Origin of the sequence: Reichenbachiella sp. MSK19-1, from assembly GCF_003590315.1 — a bacterium.
GTDB classification, from domain to species: Bacteria; Bacteroidota; Bacteroidia; order Cytophagales; family Cyclobacteriaceae; genus Reichenbachiella; species Reichenbachiella agariperforans.
Genome location: NZ_MIER01000002.1, coordinates 685336 through 704065 on the forward strand (window position 1 = coordinate 685336; position 18730 = coordinate 704065).

General features: G+C 40.8%; 15 protein-coding genes and 3 tRNA genes. 12 read left to right on the forward strand and 6 right to left on the reverse strand.

Features of this window, described 5'->3' with window-relative positions; translation table 11 throughout:
• Positions 1-96: 96 nt before the first annotated feature.
• The 8 genes from BGP76_RS03020 to BGP76_RS03055 all read left to right on the forward strand — a co-directional run bounded on the left by BGP76_RS03020 (position 97) and on the right by BGP76_RS03055 (position 10676).
• Positions 97-169: transfer RNA gene (locus tag BGP76_RS03020), tRNA-Gly, on the forward strand.
• Positions 170-286: 117 nt separating this feature from the next.
• Positions 287-370 (forward strand) — tRNA-Leu (locus BGP76_RS03025).
• A 392-nt stretch (positions 371-762) separates the two neighbouring features.
• The gene (gene holA, locus BGP76_RS03030; RefSeq protein ID WP_119843548.1) at positions 763-1782 is read left to right on the forward strand and encodes a DNA polymerase III subunit delta; all 1020 of its coding nucleotides are present in this window, start codon (positions 763-765) and stop codon (positions 1780-1782) included.
• Positions 1783-1848: 66 nt separating this feature from the next.
• Positions 1849-4815 (forward strand): tetratricopeptide repeat protein, encoded by a 2967-nt coding sequence (locus tag BGP76_RS03035; RefSeq protein WP_119843549.1) that lies wholly within the window; start codon positions 1849-1851, stop codon positions 4813-4815.
• A 7-nt stretch (positions 4816-4822) separates the two neighbouring features.
• Positions 4823-6460: a hypothetical protein gene (locus BGP76_RS03040; RefSeq protein ID WP_147407354.1), complete on the forward strand. Its 1638-nt coding sequence runs from the start codon at positions 4823-4825 to the stop codon at positions 6458-6460.
• A gap of 85 nt (positions 6461-6545) precedes the next feature.
• Positions 6546-7088, forward strand: a complete 543-nt coding sequence (locus BGP76_RS03045) for a hypothetical protein (RefSeq protein WP_147407355.1) — start codon at positions 6546-6548, stop codon at positions 7086-7088.
• Positions 7089-7945: 857 nt separating this feature from the next.
• Positions 7946-9295, forward strand: a complete 1350-nt coding sequence (locus BGP76_RS20585; RefSeq protein ID WP_305000229.1) for an RICIN domain-containing protein — start codon at positions 7946-7948, stop codon at positions 9293-9295.
• A 967-nt stretch (positions 9296-10262) separates the two neighbouring features.
• Positions 10263-10676, forward strand: coding sequence for an HU family DNA-binding protein (locus tag BGP76_RS03055; protein ID WP_073119414.1), 414 nt, complete (start codon positions 10263-10265; stop codon positions 10674-10676).
• 25 nt (positions 10677-10701) lie between these two features.
• On the opposite strand, the gene BGP76_RS03060 is transcribed toward BGP76_RS03055, so the two are convergent.
• Both BGP76_RS03060 and BGP76_RS03065 read right to left on the reverse strand, forming a co-directional pair.
• On the reverse strand, positions 10702-10944 hold the full coding sequence (locus tag BGP76_RS03060; protein WP_185146834.1) for a hypothetical protein: 243 nt from the start codon (positions 10942-10944) through the stop codon (positions 10702-10704).
• A 167-nt stretch (positions 10945-11111) separates the two neighbouring features.
• Positions 11112-11429 (reverse strand): hypothetical protein, encoded by a 318-nt coding sequence (locus BGP76_RS03065; protein ID WP_119843553.1) that lies wholly within the window; start codon positions 11427-11429, stop codon positions 11112-11114.
• Positions 11430-11646: 217 nt separating this feature from the next.
• On the opposite strand from BGP76_RS03065, the gene BGP76_RS03070 reads away from it, so the two are divergent.
• The gene (locus BGP76_RS03070; protein WP_147407356.1) at positions 11647-12012 is read left to right on the forward strand and encodes an STAS/SEC14 domain-containing protein; all 366 of its coding nucleotides are present in this window, start codon (positions 11647-11649) and stop codon (positions 12010-12012) included.
• Between the two features lie 37 nt (positions 12013-12049).
• Here the strand turns inward: BGP76_RS03070 and BGP76_RS03075 are convergent, their stop codons facing one another.
• Positions 12050-12442, reverse strand: coding sequence for an acyl-CoA thioesterase (locus BGP76_RS03075; protein ID WP_073119407.1), 393 nt, complete (start codon positions 12440-12442; stop codon positions 12050-12052).
• 593 nt (positions 12443-13035) lie between these two features.
• Positions 13036-13383, reverse strand: a complete 348-nt coding sequence (locus tag BGP76_RS03080) for a 4Fe-4S dicluster domain-containing protein (protein WP_073119405.1) — start codon at positions 13381-13383, stop codon at positions 13036-13038.
• A gap of 107 nt (positions 13384-13490) precedes the next feature.
• On the opposite strand from BGP76_RS03080, the gene BGP76_RS03085 reads away from it, so the two are divergent.
• The 3 genes from BGP76_RS03085 (at position 13491) to BGP76_RS03095 (ending at position 16395) form a co-directional block, all read left to right on the forward strand.
• Complete coding sequence (locus BGP76_RS03085; RefSeq protein ID WP_119843555.1) at positions 13491-14489, forward strand: acyl-CoA reductase; 999 nt, start codon at positions 13491-13493, stop codon at positions 14487-14489.
• A 150-nt stretch (positions 14490-14639) separates the two neighbouring features.
• A complete protein-coding gene (locus tag BGP76_RS03090; RefSeq protein ID WP_147407357.1) occupies positions 14640-15512 on the forward strand; it encodes a hypothetical protein in 873 nt (290 codons plus the stop codon).
• A gap of 184 nt (positions 15513-15696) precedes the next feature.
• Positions 15697-16395, forward strand: a complete 699-nt coding sequence (locus BGP76_RS03095; protein WP_139280878.1) for a hypothetical protein — start codon at positions 15697-15699, stop codon at positions 16393-16395.
• A gap of 58 nt (positions 16396-16453) precedes the next feature.
• Here BGP76_RS03095 and BGP76_RS03100 read toward each other — a convergent pair.
• Positions 16454-16526: transfer RNA gene (locus BGP76_RS03100), tRNA-Thr, on the reverse strand.
• Between the two features lie 144 nt (positions 16527-16670).
• Complete coding sequence (locus tag BGP76_RS03105) at positions 16671-18716, reverse strand: DUF349 domain-containing protein (protein ID WP_119843557.1); 2046 nt, start codon at positions 18714-18716, stop codon at positions 16671-16673.
• Between the last annotated feature and the right edge of the window lie 14 nt (positions 18717-18730).

An 18730-nucleotide genomic window follows, 5' to 3' on the forward strand; every position in this document is an offset into this window, starting at 1 on the left:
GCTTAGAAAATTCTTTTCTTTTTTTGCAAGTCAAGACTTGAATATGTCGAATTGCTTTCTATCTTTGCACTCGAATTTAGTCAAACGGACTAACAAGTGAAAGTAGCTCAGCTGGTAGAGCGCCACCTTGCCAAGGTGGAGGTCGCGGGTTCGAACCCCGTCTTTCGCTCAATTGAGTGTGAGAGTGTATGTGAGTGAGAAGGTGCAATAGCATCGCGCATACACTTTTTTTGTATCCAAGCAGTTCTTAACTTTAGTCTCTGGTACAGCACTACATCATGATCCTGCCGGAGTGGTGGAATCGGTAGACACGCAAGACTTAAAATCTTGTGACCTTCTGGTCGTGCGGGTTCAAGTCCCGCCTCTGGTACAAAAACCTCTGTTAATCTATTGATTTTCAGAGGTTTTTTGTTTTTAGGTGGTGGAGTTGGCGGTAATTTCGGATCAGTCGGTAAAGTTAGGATCAATCCGTGTTTCTGGGGAGAGATCGAGGGTTACTTCGTGATTCAAGATTCATTGTTCGAAATTCATTATTGTTTTTCGTGAATAACCATCTCTTATAGGTCCTTGAAGTTAATTTGAATGATTGGAATAAAAATATTGAACCTGTCTACCGAGTTTATCCCCCAAGTTAACAGACTGACCCTAATGTTAGGGTGAGATGTCGCCCTAGTGTTAGTTGATCGAAATCTGATGCTTCTTTTCTGCGATAAGTAAGCCAAAATTCATTTATTTGTGCTGTTTTAATCCTAACACATCGAAGTGGCACAATTCCCAGAAATATTAAAGAATCTAAAAGCTGGACAATACGCTCCTGTGTACCTTCTGCAGGGCGAAGAGTCTTTTTTTATCGATCAAATCGTAGACTATATAGAGGCCAACGCGATGGATGAAAGCATGCGAGGGTTCAACCAAATAGTGGTCTACGGCAAGGACTCTGATATCCCCAATATCATCAATCATGCGAAAGGCTATCCGATGATGGCAGAACGAAAGGTGGTCATCGTCAAGGAGGCGCAAGAGTTGGCGGGATTGGATAAGGAGATGGGGGAGAAGTTCTTTACCAACTATCTCGAAAATCCACAGCCGTCGACCATATTGGTGTTGGCCTATAAATATAAGTCCCTTGACAAGCGCAAGAAGATCACCAAAGCTTTCGTGAAGCACGCTGTGGTGATGGACTCATCCAAAATGTATGACAATCAATTGCCTGCCTGGATAGAAGGTTATGTCAAGGACAAAGGCAAGAAGATAGATCAAAAGGCACTTTTTCTGATCACAGAGAACATAGGTAACAATCTCACCAGAATCTCCAACGAGATAGACAAGATGCTGATCAATATTCCGAATGAGGCGTTGATCACGGCAGATCATGTCTATAAGAATATTGGAATCAGTAAGGAATATAATGTGTTTGAACTCCAAAAAGCACTGTCCTACCGAAACGTGATGAAGGCCAATGAAATTATACATTATTTCAAGTCCGACCCGAAATCAAATCCGTTGATTCCGATCATTGCTAATGTATTTGCGTTTTTTAATAAGTTGCTGTTGATTCATCATTCACAGAATAAGTCGGACAAACATTTGGCATCTTTATTGGGTGTTCATCCATTTTTCGTGAAAGAGTACATTATGGCAGCTAAGAACTATCCGTTATCTAAGGTGATCGACAATATCAAATATGTCAAGATCGCTGATATGAAATCGAAAGGAATCGACTATCCTTCACAGTCCGAAGGGGAGATCATGAAAGAATTGGTTTTTTCGCTCTTACATTGATTCCTAGGGCTTAAATTTATTGTATTATTCATACTGCTAGTTAGTATCCTAAATTACTATTGAGACTTGAGGACCATCATACATACTCCACATATTCTATTCAAAGGTTTTATAATCACGCTGTTGCTCCTGACACAGGTAGGGGCACAGGCGCAAGAGCTAGATCAGGACGCACGTTTTCGGCATGCTAAGCTGCTTTACCAAAAAAATGCCTATGTAGCGGCACGCTTGGAGTTTGCCAAAATCACGGCGAAGGTTTATCGAGAGGATGTGGACTATTTTATCGCATCGTGTGCCGTACGTGCAGGGCAGGACGATGGAGAATACCTGATCCAAAAATTCGTAGAAGACTACCCATATAACCACTATGCGAAGAGTGCCTATGTCGATCTAGGTAACTACTACTTTGATCGAGGAGAATACCAAGAGGCGATTCGCAGCTATGAAAAGAATCAAAATAATACCTCTCCCGAACTCATGTTCAAGAAAGGCTATGCATTCTTCAGTACAGGAGAGAATGACAAAGCGATGGCTTCATTTGCGCAGTTGGATAATAGCTTTACTAGCTATGAAAAGGATGCAGCCTATTTTCAGGGCTATATTTTGTATCACGGAGGAAAAATCAAACAATCGTATGAGTACCTCGAAAGAGGATTCGAGTCAGAGGAGTTTGGCGTATCTGCTTTCGAGCTGTATATGTCAGCACTCTATAGCACCAAGCAGTACAAGGAACTGATCCGTATGGTGGATGATCGTGGTACGGCCAAAACGAGCCAAATGATCGTGAATTTCTATGCGGATGCACATTATGCATTAGGCAAATACAACAAAGCATCTGACGAATACACCAAGTTGTTTAACGCCTATAGCCGTTCTCGCAATGAGGTGAACTACTACAAAGCGGGCTACTCCAACTACAAGCTGGGTAATACGAAGTTGGCCGAGGAGCAACTCAAGAGATCAGCGGTCGCAGATGATACTGTAGGTGCTTATGCTTCTTATTATTTGGGGGTGTTGTATTTGCAGACGGCCAATATACCGTTTACCATCACGTCTTTTGAGAATACGACCAAATACGACACAAGACTGAAAGAAGATGCCTACTACCAACTAACGAAGGCACTGATGCAGGTGCCCAATTATTCAAGAGTCATAGAGGTCGTCGATGAATATGCGGATCAATTCCCGAACGGAAAGTACAAAGATTTGTCAGGAGAGATGCTGAGTATGGCCTATGCGTTAACTGATAACTATGACCTAGCGATCAACTACATCGAAAGCCGAGATGTATTGACTACCCAGATGAAAAGAACCTATCAGCGTGTTTCTTTCCTGAAGGCAATGTCGTTGTTTAATGATAAGAAGTTCGAACTAGCGATTGAGGTATTCAAAAAGTCATTGATTCATAATTTGGATCGATCTATTACTCAAAATGCTTACTACTGGACAGGGGAGAGCTTGGCGGTATTGGAGCGAGATGAGGAGGCATTGTTTTACTATCGTAGTGTCACCAATGACGGATCAGAGATTTACAAAAAATCACTATACGGTAAGGGTTATGCCTATTTTAACATGAAAGAATACGAGGATGCAAAGGTGTCCTTCGAAGCATTCGAGAAGAATTATACCAAGGATCTGAATGCGAAATACATCTCGGATGTTTACATGCGTTTGGGTGACTGTAATTTCGCTTTGAAGAATTACTCGAAAGGCATAACCTATTATAAGCAAGCCGAGCAAGCGGGAGACAAACGATTAGGGGAAATCTATTTTCAGATCGGGTTGTTGAACCGATACATTGATAAAGATGCCGAAGCGACGCGATATTTTAAGAAGCTGATCGCCGAAGTGCCTAACTCTCCTAAACTCGATCATGCGCATTTTCAAATTGCCAAAATAGAATTTGAACAAGGAGATATGACCGAAGCTATCGAGTCTTACCGAAAATTCATGTTTAAGTTCCCGAATAGTCCTCATGTGCCTTTTGCGCTGCTAGATCAGGCAGTAGCCTATGACAACAAAGGCAATACTGCTTCTAGTATTACGAATTATAAGGAGATTCTAGATCGGTTTCCAAGACACGAGACGGCCAATAGCGCCCTCTTGGGACTGCAGCAGAAAAGCAACCAAGGGGAGTTTAAGGATTTCGAGACTTACTTGTCCCGCTACAAATCGGCTAATCCGAATAGTGAAGCTTTGGAGAATATTGAGTTTGAGACAGCTCAGGCACATTACTACAACCAGCAGTACACGTTAGCGATTAGTGGCTTGCAAGATTTTATCAAGGCATACAAGAAGAGTTCACTCGTGGTAACGGCTAAATATCTGATCGCAGACTCCTACTACAGAATAGACGAATATGATAAGTCACTCAGCCAGTTCTATGAAATAGAGCAGGAGAAGGATTTCTCGAAGTATAGCAAGGTGCTCCACCGCATCGCAACTATAGAAGCCGAGAAGGGGAATGTGGTCGTGTCAAATGTGTACTTCCATGAGATGATGAACGCATCTACTTCGTCTAAAAACATGATTCAGGCAGCAACTGGACTGATGGAGAATTTCTACAGAGTGGATCAGTATGATTCGGCGATCTACTATGGTACCGCCTTGCTGAGCAATGCAAGGACGAGCGTACTGGTAGAGGCTAATGCCAACTTGATCGTAGGAAAGTCCCAGTACCATCTCGAAAACTATGAAGATGCTCTCGTATATCTACTACCACTAGTGGGTAACTCACCTGACGAACGTGGAGCAGAAGCTTACCTTTATATCAGTAAGATTTATTATCTCTACCAGGATTATGAAAAGGCACTTGAGAGTCTGTTCATCTTGACGAATAATTTTAAGAATTATGAATATTGGCAGAGCGAAGCGTTCCTTTTGATGGCAGATATATACATCGATACCGATGAGGTGTTCCAGGCGAAAGCCACGCTGAATTCACTGATCACGCATTCTACCATAGATGAGATCAAATTCAGAGCGGAGAGCAAATTGAAGAAGATAAGTGAGGAGAATAATGAAAACAACTAATCAAATCATGAAGTCAAATTTGAAAAACATACTTTGGGTGACCTTGATGTTAGTTGCGGGTACTGCAGTGGCTCAAGACGAAGATGGCGATGTGCAGGATGCTGAAATTGTCATAGAGAAAGATAGACAGATAGAGTTGGAGAAGGAAACCAAGCTCTATGAGTTTATCAAATGGAAACCTGAGCCGCAGACGTACGAGCCTGTCAATCCAGGAGAGTTTACCGTGTTCGAGTATGATCTAGCAGACGAACCACAGACTTTCAAGTCCGCGAAAACCTCAGTCCAAAAGAAGGAATCAGAATACCATCAGTACCTCAAAGCGGGGATAGGAAACTACCTGTCTCCGTTGGTCGATCTGTCGCTAGTTTCCCCAGGTGATCCCAATCAAAATATAGGACTGAACTACAAACATTTGTCCTATAAGACAGGGGAGGTAGACAAGGAAAACAGTGCCTCGGCACTCAATGAAATCAGTGTGTATGGCACCAAAGTATGGAAACGAGTCAAGACCAACGCTATCGTGTCCTACAAGACAGACGCCAACTACTACTATGGGTACGCTGATGGGGCTGTGATTAGCCGCCAAGATATCAAGAAGAGAAATAGGTTCTTCAGTGCTACGCTGGGATTAGAGGACAACAATCTAAATGATGACTGGGAGTATAGTCTCAACGTAGGTTATCGAGGATTCTTCGACAACTATGACAATACCGAAAACACGATGGATGTAAGCGGTCATGCGATCTATTCGGAGCAGTTTCATTTGGATGCAGTGCTGAATATGTCTAGTTATAACACGGCGTCTCCTCAGGGTAGAAGTCACTTTCGCGCTAAACCTTACTATAATATTGAGTTTGGAGGGATTGATCTTGATGCAGGGCTAAGTGTCAACCTGCAGAGTGATGATGCGCAGGACATGAAGAATTTGAAAATATTTCCTTATGTCAGTGCTTCTTACCCATTGACGGATCAGTATGAAGCCTATGTTACACTGGATGGGGGATACAAATTCAATACGCTATATGATTTTTCTACAGATATTCCCTATCTCAATCCACAAACCATAGTGGGAAATACAGATAACAAAGTAGATGTCAATCTAGGTGTCAGGGGAGATGTGACTGATAAGTGGTATGCTAGACTGAACGTAGGGATCAAAAGCATGCGCAACCTCCCGATGTATGTCAACAACCAGATCGATCAGCAGTACATCGATGTAATCTATGATACAGGTGTGACTAAGCTGTTTTCGATTGGAGTGAGTTCGCAGTATTTTATCAATGACAAGCATAACATAGAGTTGGCTTATACTTTTAACAATTACGCTGGAGGGAAAATTGATACCCCCTATCATTTGCCCACCTCGGAGCTTTTTGTCAAGGGAGAGCATCTATTTGTAGATAAGTTGACCTTACAGTGGCAGTATGGATTGCTGGCTGGGATCACCGCTTACGATGGGATCAATGACGTAGATGTATCTTTGGACCCAATCAACCGTCTGGATATTAGTCTACACTACCAGATACAGAAGCGACTCGGGGCGTTCATCTCATCCGACAATACCATAGGCAAATCCTACTCTAGGTATCTGTACTATCCGCAGAGAGGAATTCAAATCAAAGGAGGTGTAACCTATAGATTTTAAGTTTTTTAGCTGCGAAGAAACATAAAAATAAGGCTTTACATCGGGTTGGTATTTCTCTAATTTGGGATGAGAAAAATAACCTATTATGAGAACAATCTTTTTATTATGTTTAAGTCTTTTGACTGTAGGGATAACCTATGGTCAGACAGACTATGAAAACAATGGTTATAACTTGAAAAACTACTGCGAGCCAGGTAACTGCTTGTACTTCAAGTTTAACAATGATATGAACTACCCCGTGGGCTCAACGGAGGTGGAGTGGACGATGACCAATACCGAGATAGCAGTTAAGCGAGCGGGGAGTTATTTGGTCACAGGGGATTTGGCCATCATTGGAAAGGACATGGGAGCCAAGCTGAACTTTGAAGTCCACTTCTATGATGCAGATGACCAACTGATCTTCAAGAAAGAAACAGGTATTTTTGAATTTTACTCTGAGCCCAATCGTGCAGAACCGATCGTGTTTTATGGTGAGTTTGACTCGGACATAGCAGAAAAGGTAGATTTCATGGATTTCATCGTGATATCTAGCGAAGTATTGCCCTACTATGAGTTGTCATCAGATTGCTATGGTCCATGCAAGGATCATCAACTCAACGTAAGTATCAAGGAGTTTCGTAAATCATAAGAATTTTGACATGATCACGGGCGTATCATATCCTTCACCATACTCCCGTGTATATACTTCATCTATCAACCATCTTTTTTAGAGTCTCTTAGATAAAAGATCATACTAGGAGATGAGTATTTGGATATTAAGGTCTAGCCTAACAATGGGCTGCCTTTTTGGCCTAAAATCTGTCTGTCCAATAGATAGATTGAGAGTCTGTGAACCTAAGGTGTTGACCTGCCTGTCATAGGTGGGTTTGGCCTTATTATGCATTTTATTCTCGGCTAAAATCATGGCGTTTTTAACTTATAGTTTGTTTAGTTAACCTAGTCTACTTGTCTTTTTAAATCCTCAAAAACGTGTATTGTCTATCGGCCTAATTTCCAGAATGGACTCGACCTGTGTGGAAGTTTAGAATACCATGGATCTATTTGGAGACTATAATCTCTTTCGGTGTGGTCTCGGCTTTCTTCTTTTTTCTTTAGATCGGTTAGAATGTAAATGTCGTGTAAGGCTGTTTTTATAATCACTGTAGCTTGTGTGCTGTAGTATATACAGACCTTTTTGGACTTTAAATGGTAGGATTAATTATTGTCTAAATATGTATAAATACCATTATTAATCTTGTTTAATCACTTAAATAAAGCTGTCAATTTATTTGATAAAACACGGTAAAAATATGCCTCTTACAGCTTTTATTATTTGTTTTTACCTGTTAGTCAACAGGTTATTGATGTAACCGTTATGTGATAAATTCCTGTAATTGCTATGAAATGCTAGGTTAAGTTGTTAATATTGGTATGTTAACAATTGGTTAATCAATTTATTGCGATCCAATTTGTTAGCGCATGATTTATACTAAAACTATTATTACTATGATTAACAAACAGAACAGGAGATGGAATCTCGGGGGATTCTCTGTCCTATTGATTGCAGCTATTTTGATATTTAGCTGCTCCGAAAATGAATTGCTCGAGTCAGAGGAGTTGTCTATTGTTTCGCCAGAAATGGCTACTCCCAATGTAGGAACGAAGTACTATCTGAAAAACAGAAAAAGTGGACGTTACTTAGATGTGGAAAACAAGAGCAATACGAATGGTGCTAATATCCAGCAGTGGGGAACCTCCTCAGGTACATCGGATACTCATCGTCAGTGGGAAATTCTTAGTACTAGTGATGGCTATGTGAGACTCAAAGGAGTAGACAGCGGTAAAAGCATAGAGGTATCTGGTGGTAGCAATGCCAATGGCGCCAATGTACAACAATGGGCTTATCAAGGCACCACACATCAGCAATGGCAAATACTATCGACGGGTGACGGTTATTATCGTCTCAAAAACCGGGATAGTGGAAAATCCATGGGTGTAGCTGGTGGCAGTACATCGAATGGCGGAAATGTAGAATCTCGCGCTTGGGACGGTAGTACTAAATTTCAGTGGCTATTTGAGGAAGTCGGTGGATCAAGTGGTGGTGGCGTACCTGGAGGTACAGCTAGTGTCCCTTCGGATTTGATGGACAATTGCAACCAATGGAAAATCACTTACCCGAATGGAGTAGAGGACAAGACTCTTTGTGGTGAGAGCAACAACGAGTATTTTTATGTCAATAGTGCCAAAAATGGTATTGTGTTTAGAACACCGATTCGCAGCAACAACGGTACGACACCCAACTCTGATTATGTACGTTCGGAATTAAGAGAGCGCAAGACAGATGGTAGTTCGGATGTTTATTGGACTACTTCTGGTAATCATATGGTATATGTCAAACAGGCCATTACCCATCTTCCGATCAATAAAGATCACTTGGTAGCAACCCAGATTCATGGCAACAAAGATGACGGTATCGATGATGCGATGGTACTAAGATTAGAAGGATCACATTTGTTTTTAAGTTTTAACGGGGGTGATCTAAGAAGTGACTTGACCATTAAAACCAACTATACTTTGGGTACCGTACACGAGGTGATATTTGAGGTGATAAATGGCAAACATTACTGCTACTATAGCGAAAATGGGAACCTAGCTAGTGCATATGAAAATGGCAATGCCTCTAGCTATCTTGTAAAAGATGGTAGTAATTCTTATGTTATGAACAGAAGCTATGACGATGCATACTTCAAAATTGGTAATTATACGCAGAGTAATGCAGAGAAAGAAGGTAGTGACACGGGCAACTCTAACAACTATGGAGAGGTCGTTGTTTATGACTTCTTTGTAGAACATTAATTAGGTACTTAATGAAACCTACAAGGCTTCATTCTTGTATGGAGGCTACCTCAAAAGGGTAGTCTCTTTTTAATTTAATGGTTTGGAATGCTTCGATTGGCAGGCTGTGAGATCGATCGGACGCTGAATTGTAACAGGCTGGAAACAGTGATATCAGCGGCAGTGGTTTGCAACAATCCCCGCATGAATTCTTTACCATCTCAGCCAAACCATATCCATCCATTCCCTTGCATACCATACCATTGTTAATCAAATTGAGCCAGCATTTTGAGATTCACATATTGGATTCGAAATGCTTTTTTCATTTTTAAGCTTTATTTAGGATCTAATCATAGATGACAATACAGTCTCAATATCTTGTGTCCACACAAGAAAAAATCCTGTCATCTATAAATCTTTTAAATCCTGTTCGGACAAATGACAGCTGTAGCAAATGAAAAAGAGATACCCATGTATACCTACTAAGATTTAAGGAGCTCTTTGTCCATGGGATGGTGGGGTAGTCTATCGGGCTGTGGTCTCTCAGGTCACAGGACGATTGGTCGGCTTGGCAGGGCGATCGGTAGGGGATAGACAGGTTAGGACACTCGTATCCTGGTAGTTTTGTATTGTCTCTGGCGTACCGTTACCATCAGGCAAAACTACCGTTAGGTTAGGGTCAGGAGTACGGTACTTTAGGGGGGTAGCCTCTAGTACCCTTGGGTGAGGGTACCGTTGCTAGGGAGCAATTGTACCGTTGACAGGGAGTGACCATAACGTTACCTACGACTGGAGGTAACGCTAGTCTACCTGTGCCGCTTTTAGGGAGAGCGAAAGCCTAAGTAAAGGTCTGTGTTCTTTTAACAAATTTTAGCGTTTTGGAACTAGTTTTTGGTATCAAACTTGCTGATAGTCAAGTGTGTCCCACAGAGCGCTCAGTTAGGATTACAAATCAAATAATTTTTTAATCTTTTAAATATTTTCAATTATGTCAGTAACATATAAAGTAACTGAGCGCGTTGATCCAAGGGATCTTACGCTCCCCAAAAAGTTTTATGCAAGAATCATCAATGGCGATGATGTCAATTTCGAAGAATTGGCCAGCATTATTAGCAAAGTGTCTAATCTCAATTATGGCTCGGTGGTAGGTACATTGGCCACTTTAATAGAGGTAATAGAGATGCAACTCGTCCATGGTAGACAGGTCAGGCTTAGCAACCTGGGTACCTTCTTTATGACCTTGAACAGTGATGGAGTAGAGTCACAGGAGGATTTTAGAGTCAGTAATATCAAAAACGCTAGAATACGGTTTCGTCCGGGTCCAAGGTTGAAGAGACTCATGAGAAACCTAGATTTTGAAAGAACTGCGGTTTTGGATGCATCTACTACGACAGCAGCATAAGTAGTAACGAAGTATAGATTTTCATTTAACAGACAAATACAATGTTCAATCTTACACCCTGAAACGGTCTCGCGATAGTGAGACCGTTTTTTTTTGTTTTGTTTTTCAGAATGCTAACTGGCTTTTTATCCTCATCGATAGCGACGAAAGTGAATTCTCCACTGATGGCTTTTTCTCGCTCGTTTTTGTACATCTGCTCTACGAATATATCGACACGGACTTTCATACTCGTATTGCCAACATGGGAGACGTTGCCTACTAGCTCCATGAGAGTACCGACCTATATGGGGTGAGAAAAATCGATACGGTCACTGCTGACGGTGATCATTTGTTACCTGCTGCACTTGGCCGGATATCTACTTTTTTCTTGACAAGGATATTAAGCTGCTCTTCTTCTAGATAAGACATGATCTCTTCGGTATTCCCCGGCCTGAGTCAGATATTGGCCATCCTACGAGTCTGGCTTACAAAAGCCATCAATGGGTGGTGGGAATTACGCCCGCGTTTATTGGATTGTAGTACTTCATCGCTTCTAAGCCAATCACAATAAACATATAGACTCGCCCCACCCCAAATACTTAACCAGAAACGCTCAATAATATGCTTTGGGTCATAACTAGAACCCAGAGCAGGTACATCCAGTTCGTCGAGCTTCTCTCTTATCCCTGTTGGATCAATGAATCGTTTCATCAAACTCATGTCTATGAAAGGAGTGACTGGCTTGCTTGAATACTCAATCGGAAGGTTAACCATTTTGGTGAATTTAGTTCCATACCAAAATCTTTATTCTCAATGCATAATCGAGGTTAAAGGTGTATTTGGAGATGTATTTTTGTAGTAAACGAAAGAAGTTATCTATTCAACGGGTATAATAGTTGTTTCAACGAGTAATTTGAATTCATCTCAAATGAAGTCGGTATTCTTGCAGGTAGAATAAATAAAAGAAGGGATGAGGTACCAATCAGAAGAGATGGAAACAAAGATTTTTCATGAATATCAGGAAAATTGTTTGTTGTTTAAATTTAAAAACAAGTTTACTGAGGAAGCCAGTGAAAAAGCATGCTCATTTTGGGAGCGTGAATTTGAAAAAAGAGACGTTGGCCATAAGATGTCACTGGTGTGGGACTGTACGGAGATGTCTGGTTTTGAGTTAAATGCTCAAAAAAGATGGGTCAAGTGCATGAATAAACATGTGTCTCAAATAGAAAGAGTGACGGTCATATCCGATAATATAGTGATAAGAGGTGCTGCGCGGTTGATCTTGCAGGCATATTCCTATGAGACTAAAGTGGTGAAATCATACAAGGAGTTGAATCTATTGCTTCATAGTAATTAAAAACGAATAAAGTCTGTGTCATACCTTGATACAGACTTTATTCGTTTTTCAGAATGCTAACTGGCTTTTTATCCTCATCGATAGCGACGAAAGTGAATTCTCCACTGATGGCTTTTTCTCGCTCGTTTTTGTACATCTGCTCTACGAATATATCGACACGGACTTTCATACTCGTATTGCCAACATGGGAGACGTTGCCTACTAGTTCCATGAGAGTGCCGACCTGTATGGGTTGAGAAAAATCGATACGGTCACTGCTGACGGTCACCATTCGTTGTCTGGAAAAACGTGTCGCGGTGATGAAGGCGACTTCATCCATGAGTTTCATGGCGGTACCTCCGAATAGTGTGTCGTAGTGGTTGGTCGTGTTAGGGAATACGGCTTTGAATATGTGCGTTTCTGAAGCTTTGATCTGTTCTTCGAGGGTCATACAAACATGGTTTATGCTTTGAATTACTTTAATGTATCAGCCCTTTTAGTCAGGCCGATGTTAGTACTATTGTCTCGTTCATATTCAGCACATCTGTAATCATAGCGTTGGAAGACTCCTGCCAAAATCAGATGATGCCGCAATCTATACAACTTAGCGCATAGCCTGTCTTAGCTATTAGATTAAGTCAGAGGATGGGCGAATATTACTACATTGTTTTTTGTGTGAGCAATCTGTACCCCATGTACAGATCATGATAGCGTAGTAGGAGTGTCGAATATCTAATTTCGGATCACCCTGTATTTCTGGGGGAGAGGTAGTAGATCATACTTCGTTATTCAAGATTCATTAATCGAAATTCGTGATTGTTTTTTTATAAAACAATCACCTATTATGCGTCTTTGAGGTAATATTTAAATGATTGGAGTAATGAATCTCGAATGCTCAATGTCGAATATTGATTTTTATCCCTAGAAATACCGACTGATCCCTAATTTTGATCTTAGCTATAGAGATGGGCTATTGAGAGAACATTGGATATAAAAAAAGCTACGCGGTTGGCGTAGCTTTTTGATTGTATCTTTCGATAGCTATTATTCGTTGTGAAGCCAAGCTTTCTTAGCGAGTAGCTCTTCTTCTTCTTCTTCGTAATCTGGATCATCGACACAGCAATCTACCGGACAGACAGCCGCACACTGGGGTTCTTCGTGAAATCCGTTACACTCAGTACATTTCCCAGGGACGATGTAATACAAATCTTCAGACACAGGCTCTTGTGCTTCTTTGGCATCTACCTGAGTCCCGTCTTCTAGCTCCACTTCGGTTAGGCTCGTTCCTCCAGCCCAGTCCCATTCTACACCACCTTCATAGATAGCAGTATTGGGGCATTCTGGCTCGCAAGCTCCGCAGTTGATGCATTCATCGGTAATAATAATTGCCATTTTAGTTTACTTTAATTATCCTAAAAATTAAGTGTGCAAAAATAAAGATTAATTTTGCCTGCCAAAGTGTTTCTGGCATTAGTTTAGGTATACGGATTTTATAAAATATGTTTTTAGAGGAGAGAGTAAAATTATTTGTGGGTTTAGGGAAGGTGCTGTCAAAACTGAGCAAGGAACAGCGGACAGAACTAGCGCTATCGGCTCGCAACCAAAACAGTTGGTTTACAGAGGAGAGTGTTGATTTTGCCTTGCAAGGCATTCAGTCTTTCTTAGAGCAATCTTCTTTAGAAAAGTGGGTCTCATCCTATGACTTGTCACATACCAGAGCCAAAAGGGTAGGGGTGATCGCTGCTGGTAATATCCCTTTGGTGGGCTTTCATGATATGCTATCGGTTTTGATCGCTGGACACCATTTGCTTATCAAACCTAGTTCTCAGGATACTTTTTTGGTGACTTATATCATTGCGGAGTTGGTCAAACTGGACCCACGAATCGATGCGTATATTTCTGTCGTGGAACGCCTCAACGATGCGGAGGCGTACATCGCTACAGGTAGTGACAATACGGCGCGGTATTTCAAGCATTATTTTAAAGACAAACCTAATGTCATTCGTGCAAACCGCACTTCGCTGGCAGTCATCACAGGTAAGGAAACTCAGACAGAACTAGAGGCATTGGGTGAAGATGTGTTTCGCTACTATGGTCTGGGCTGTAGAAATGTCTCTAAAATACTCGTCCCAAAAGGCTATGAACTGCCCCAGCTATTAGATGCATTTGCTGGTTATGCGGCAGTGGGAGATCATCACAAGTACCGAAACAACTATGACTACAACAAATCCATCTATCTGGTCAACCGAGAGCCACACCTAGACAATGAGTTTTTGCTAGTACGAGAGAGTGAAGAACTCGTGTCTCCTATATCTGTACTCTATTATCAGTACTATGAGAGTCATGCAGAGTTGGAACGCTATCTCCAAGCACACGAATCAAAAATACAATGCGTCGTAGGGCAAGAGTATATTCCATTCGGTCAGGCACAATTGCCGAGTCTGGAGGATTATGCAGATGGTGTGGATACGATGGCGTTCTTATCTCGTTTGGAATAGTTCGTGTCAGTTACTAACTTTTCTAGTAAAGAGGTAGATATATAGTGATTAGATTCTTGCTAAAAGTGTTTTTGCTTTAGGAATAGCAACTCACCATGATTATATTGATACTGTTACCCAGAAAAAGTAACTGAAACCACAACCTACTAGATGAGTAATGACCAACTAAACCAATATGTCTTTGAGAGAAAACTACTCATAGGGGTATGTATGATTGCATTGCTTCGATCCATGTATTCGATGTACCAGTTGTATATGGGAGTGATTGATACGGGAAACCTTGTAGGTCAGTCCGTATTATTTACGGTATACCTAGGGACTTTGATTTATGTATGGGTTATTGGTTATCGAAAAGGGGTCGCTATGTTTTTTGGTGTGGTTTTTTCATTGGCCAACTCATATCTTTGGTTGGTGAATGGTGGGGTGACTGGAGTGGTAGAGACGGGGATGGTAGCATCTGTTATTGTAGGAGCTATTATAACATCAGGACGTCATCATGTTTATATAGTCGTTTTTACCCTAGTGTGCCTGTTGGTTGCGATATACTTGTGGGAGTTTCAGCAAGATTTGATTTCAATAATCATAGGAGATCAAGGGAACTCTATATTCAAGTATCAGATTCTTGTAGTTCTAGTTACAATTGGTATGGTTTATTTTTCATTTCAGCACAATGCCGAGCGAAAGGATCAGTGGGAAATTAAAAATGTATTGCATAAGAAGATGGCTGAGATCAGAAAAGAGAACGTGAAACTCATAGAACAAGAAAAGGAATTGTTGGCACTGAATCAGTCACTAACTCAAAATGTGCAAAATAGGAAGGAGCAATTGAACAGGCAAAATAACGCAATAGAACAATATCTTGAGTTGACCAGTATGCAAATTTCTCCGTCTGTTGATGAAATGAACAATCAAATTATGCGGTCGAATTTTGAAGGAGAGTATGGTAAACTACTTAAGAAATCAGGTACAAGTCTGGTGAAATCTTTACTTCGTATTCAGGGCAAGAAAGACAAGAAAGAATAGGGAAACGATGAATATTCAAGATCGATATCAGGCACCTAGTGCTTATTTGTTTTTTTCAAGGCTCTTGAAGATATCGGTTCTGTGTTTTTTGATTAACATTCTGAGGGTTACATTTTTGAGTTTTGATATGTTAAGCTTATCTCTCAATATAGTGTTGCTTGGGGTTACGCTGTTTTGTATTTGGATGCAAACGAGAAAGAGACTGATGGCGTATGCAGTATTTGTTTACTGTGGATTCTTGGTTGCGATATACGTCCTGTTTTGGGGGACGCAAGGGGGCGTGTATGGGGCTTTTAGTACAGCATATTTCACAATATTAGTCATGTTGATAGCTGTTTTGCCAAGGGTGTACAAAATCCCTGCTGCGGTGATATTATGCCTGCTCACTCTGGTTTTGAGTACCTATTATAATAAACCGATTGAGGAAGCGGAATTGACCAGTATTTCCATGTATATGGATTTCTTGATCAATGTTGTTTTTGTAGCAATTTGTATTGTGTATGTCAAGAAAGATATGGAACAGGAACGCATAACCTACTATCAATATAATGGGCAAATCGATAGGTTGACCCAAGAACTGAATGATAAGCGGAAAATGTTGCTTGAACAACGAAAGCATATAGAAACCACCAAGAATAATCTAGAAAGTATCATAGAAGCCAAGACGCTTGAACTCAAAAAGAAGAATCAAACACTATATGACTATGCCTATGACAATGCACATATATTGAGAGCTCCCTTGTCTAATATCTTAGGGCTAATTGCGATTTTGGAAAAAGAAATGGGGACTAGTACGGATTTAACCAATGATCTGGAGCAGCTCAAAGCACTTGCTAATAGTTTAGATGATTTAGTTAAAGAAGTTAATGTGATTTTGCGTTAAACTTAAAAAGAAAAAGCCTTTGTAAATTCATTATTTACAAAGGCTTTTAAATTTCGAGAGCCCCCTGTCGGACTCGAACCAACGACCGCCTCATTACAAGTGAGGTGCTCTACCAACTGAGCTAAGGAGGCAATAAACTTGCGTAAAAAAAGAACCTTGATTCTATTTTCTTGACCTCTTTTGGTCAATTGCGAGTGCAAAATTAACGTAGAATTTTTCTCATGCAAGTATCTCTGATAAAATTTTCAGAGACTTTTATAAACCGTATTGATAGCCTATCCTGCGTAGGTGATTAGCTTTAATTCTTCCTTTAATTCTATCAATTGATTTTCAGCATCTTGAATCTTTTGTTCGAATTCTTTGAGCATCTTTTCCGCATTTTTAGAGTTGGCAAAGAATCCCAAATTATTTTTCCAAGTCGATACATCGCTCTCTAGATTCTGGATTTTTCTCTTCAACGAGTACTCTTTTCGCTGCAGTTTTTGATCCCCGTGAGGGCCAGCTTTGATTTTGTGAATGCTGATGAGTGACTTTAGTTCGTCTAGTTCGTCTTCTTCGAAATTTTTAGCATTGTTGACTACTGCTTTTAGCGCCGTTTGGTACTTGTTCTGAATACTCTTGATGGCCTTCTTAGGGACGAAACCTAGTGCATTGTATTCGTCTTGTAGTTCGTAGACTTTTTCTGGATCTAGATCATCGACATGTGCGAGTTCTTCTAGCTGTTTGATGATAGCTTCCTTTTTGACCAAATTATCATCATAGGATGATTCTTTGATTTTGTTGTGATCTCTGCGTTTGTTAAAGAAGGTGTCACAGGCTTTCTTGAAAGACTTGTATATAGACTCTCTTTGCTTTTCAGGAACTGGACCGATGTCTTTCCATTCCTTTTGTAAATCCTTTAGTTTGTTAGCCGTATTTTCCCAGTCATCATCTTTGCTGGCTAGTTCTACCGCTTGGTCGACTAGTTTTTGCTTGATCTCTAGGTTTTCTCCTCGCTGAGAATCCAAAGTCTTGAAAAATGCGGACTTGTTGCGGAAGAAAGCCTTAAAGGCTCCCCAGAATTTTTTATTGATTTGCTTGGCCTGCTCTTTGGGCATGCTACCAGTGGCATCCCACTCTTTTTGGAGTGCTAGTAGTTCTTTGGTTTTAGCATTCCACTCACCGATTTTTTCAGCACTAAATTCTGCGTACTCTTGGATTTGATCTGCGAGCGTTGATTTTTTGCTGAAGTTTTCTTTGAACTCTTCTTTTAGATGACCGTAGTATTCTTTTCTTTTCTGATAGATTTCATCCGAAGCGGACTTGAATCTTTGCCAAGTTTCTTCTTGTACCTCTTTTGGGATGGGGCCGATATGTTTGTACTCCTCATGCAGTTCGTTGAGACGTTTGATCGCTTCATTGAGGTTCTCATTTTGAGCTAATGCTTCTGCTTGATCGCATAACTCTAATTTCATTCCCAGATTTTTCTTCTTGTCGAGTTCTTTTAGTTCGAAATAGATGCTGCGATGATCGTAGAAGAGGTCCAAAAGTGCGTTGTAATTCGCCCACAGTGTTTTGTTGTGCTGAGGGTGAACTGGGCCTATGGATTTCCATTCATCTTGGAGTTTTCGTAGCTCGTTGATGCTGGCGGTGTTCTCGTCATCGTCTATGAATAGTCTCAGACGCTCTAATAGATCGTTTTTAAGTTTGAGGTTGTTCTCTTTTTGTTTTTCGAGTTCTTTGGCGTTTTTGTAACGCTTTTCTCTGAGTATTTTATGGTATGCTTCGAAATTTTCGCTTGTTTCATCAAGTTTGTAATCGAAATCATCTTCTTCGCCTCCGTCTTGGATGAAACGAGATAGTGCGGCTTCTTTCTCTTTGTCAAAGATTACATCGTAGGATGTACGAATGGCTTGTATTTTCTTTCCCTTTTTGAACCCCTCGTCAGATTTGGATATTTCAGCGATCTGATCCAGTAATTCTTCTTTGGACATGGAGGAGTAATCTACCTCATCGTCATGCTGGTCTTCATTGAGTTCGTCATGATCTTTGTGATCATCATCCGAATCATCATTGTCCTCGATCTTAGCTTCCTCGTTTGACAGAGTAGCGGGGTTAGACTCCTCTGTAGACTCAGTATGTGCAGGTGAGGGAGTAGATTCAGCTTCACTTGTGGGCAGCTCTGTAGTCGCAGTAGAGTCCTCTACTGGTGGCACATCTACTTCGTCACTAGATAGTTGTGTTTTGTCATCGGTTTGTTTGGATTCAGCCTCGGGCTGAACGGCATCTGGCTTCAATGCTTTCTCAGCATCTTGCGCAGCTAGGTCTTTTTTATCAGTCATAACTATCGGTTTCT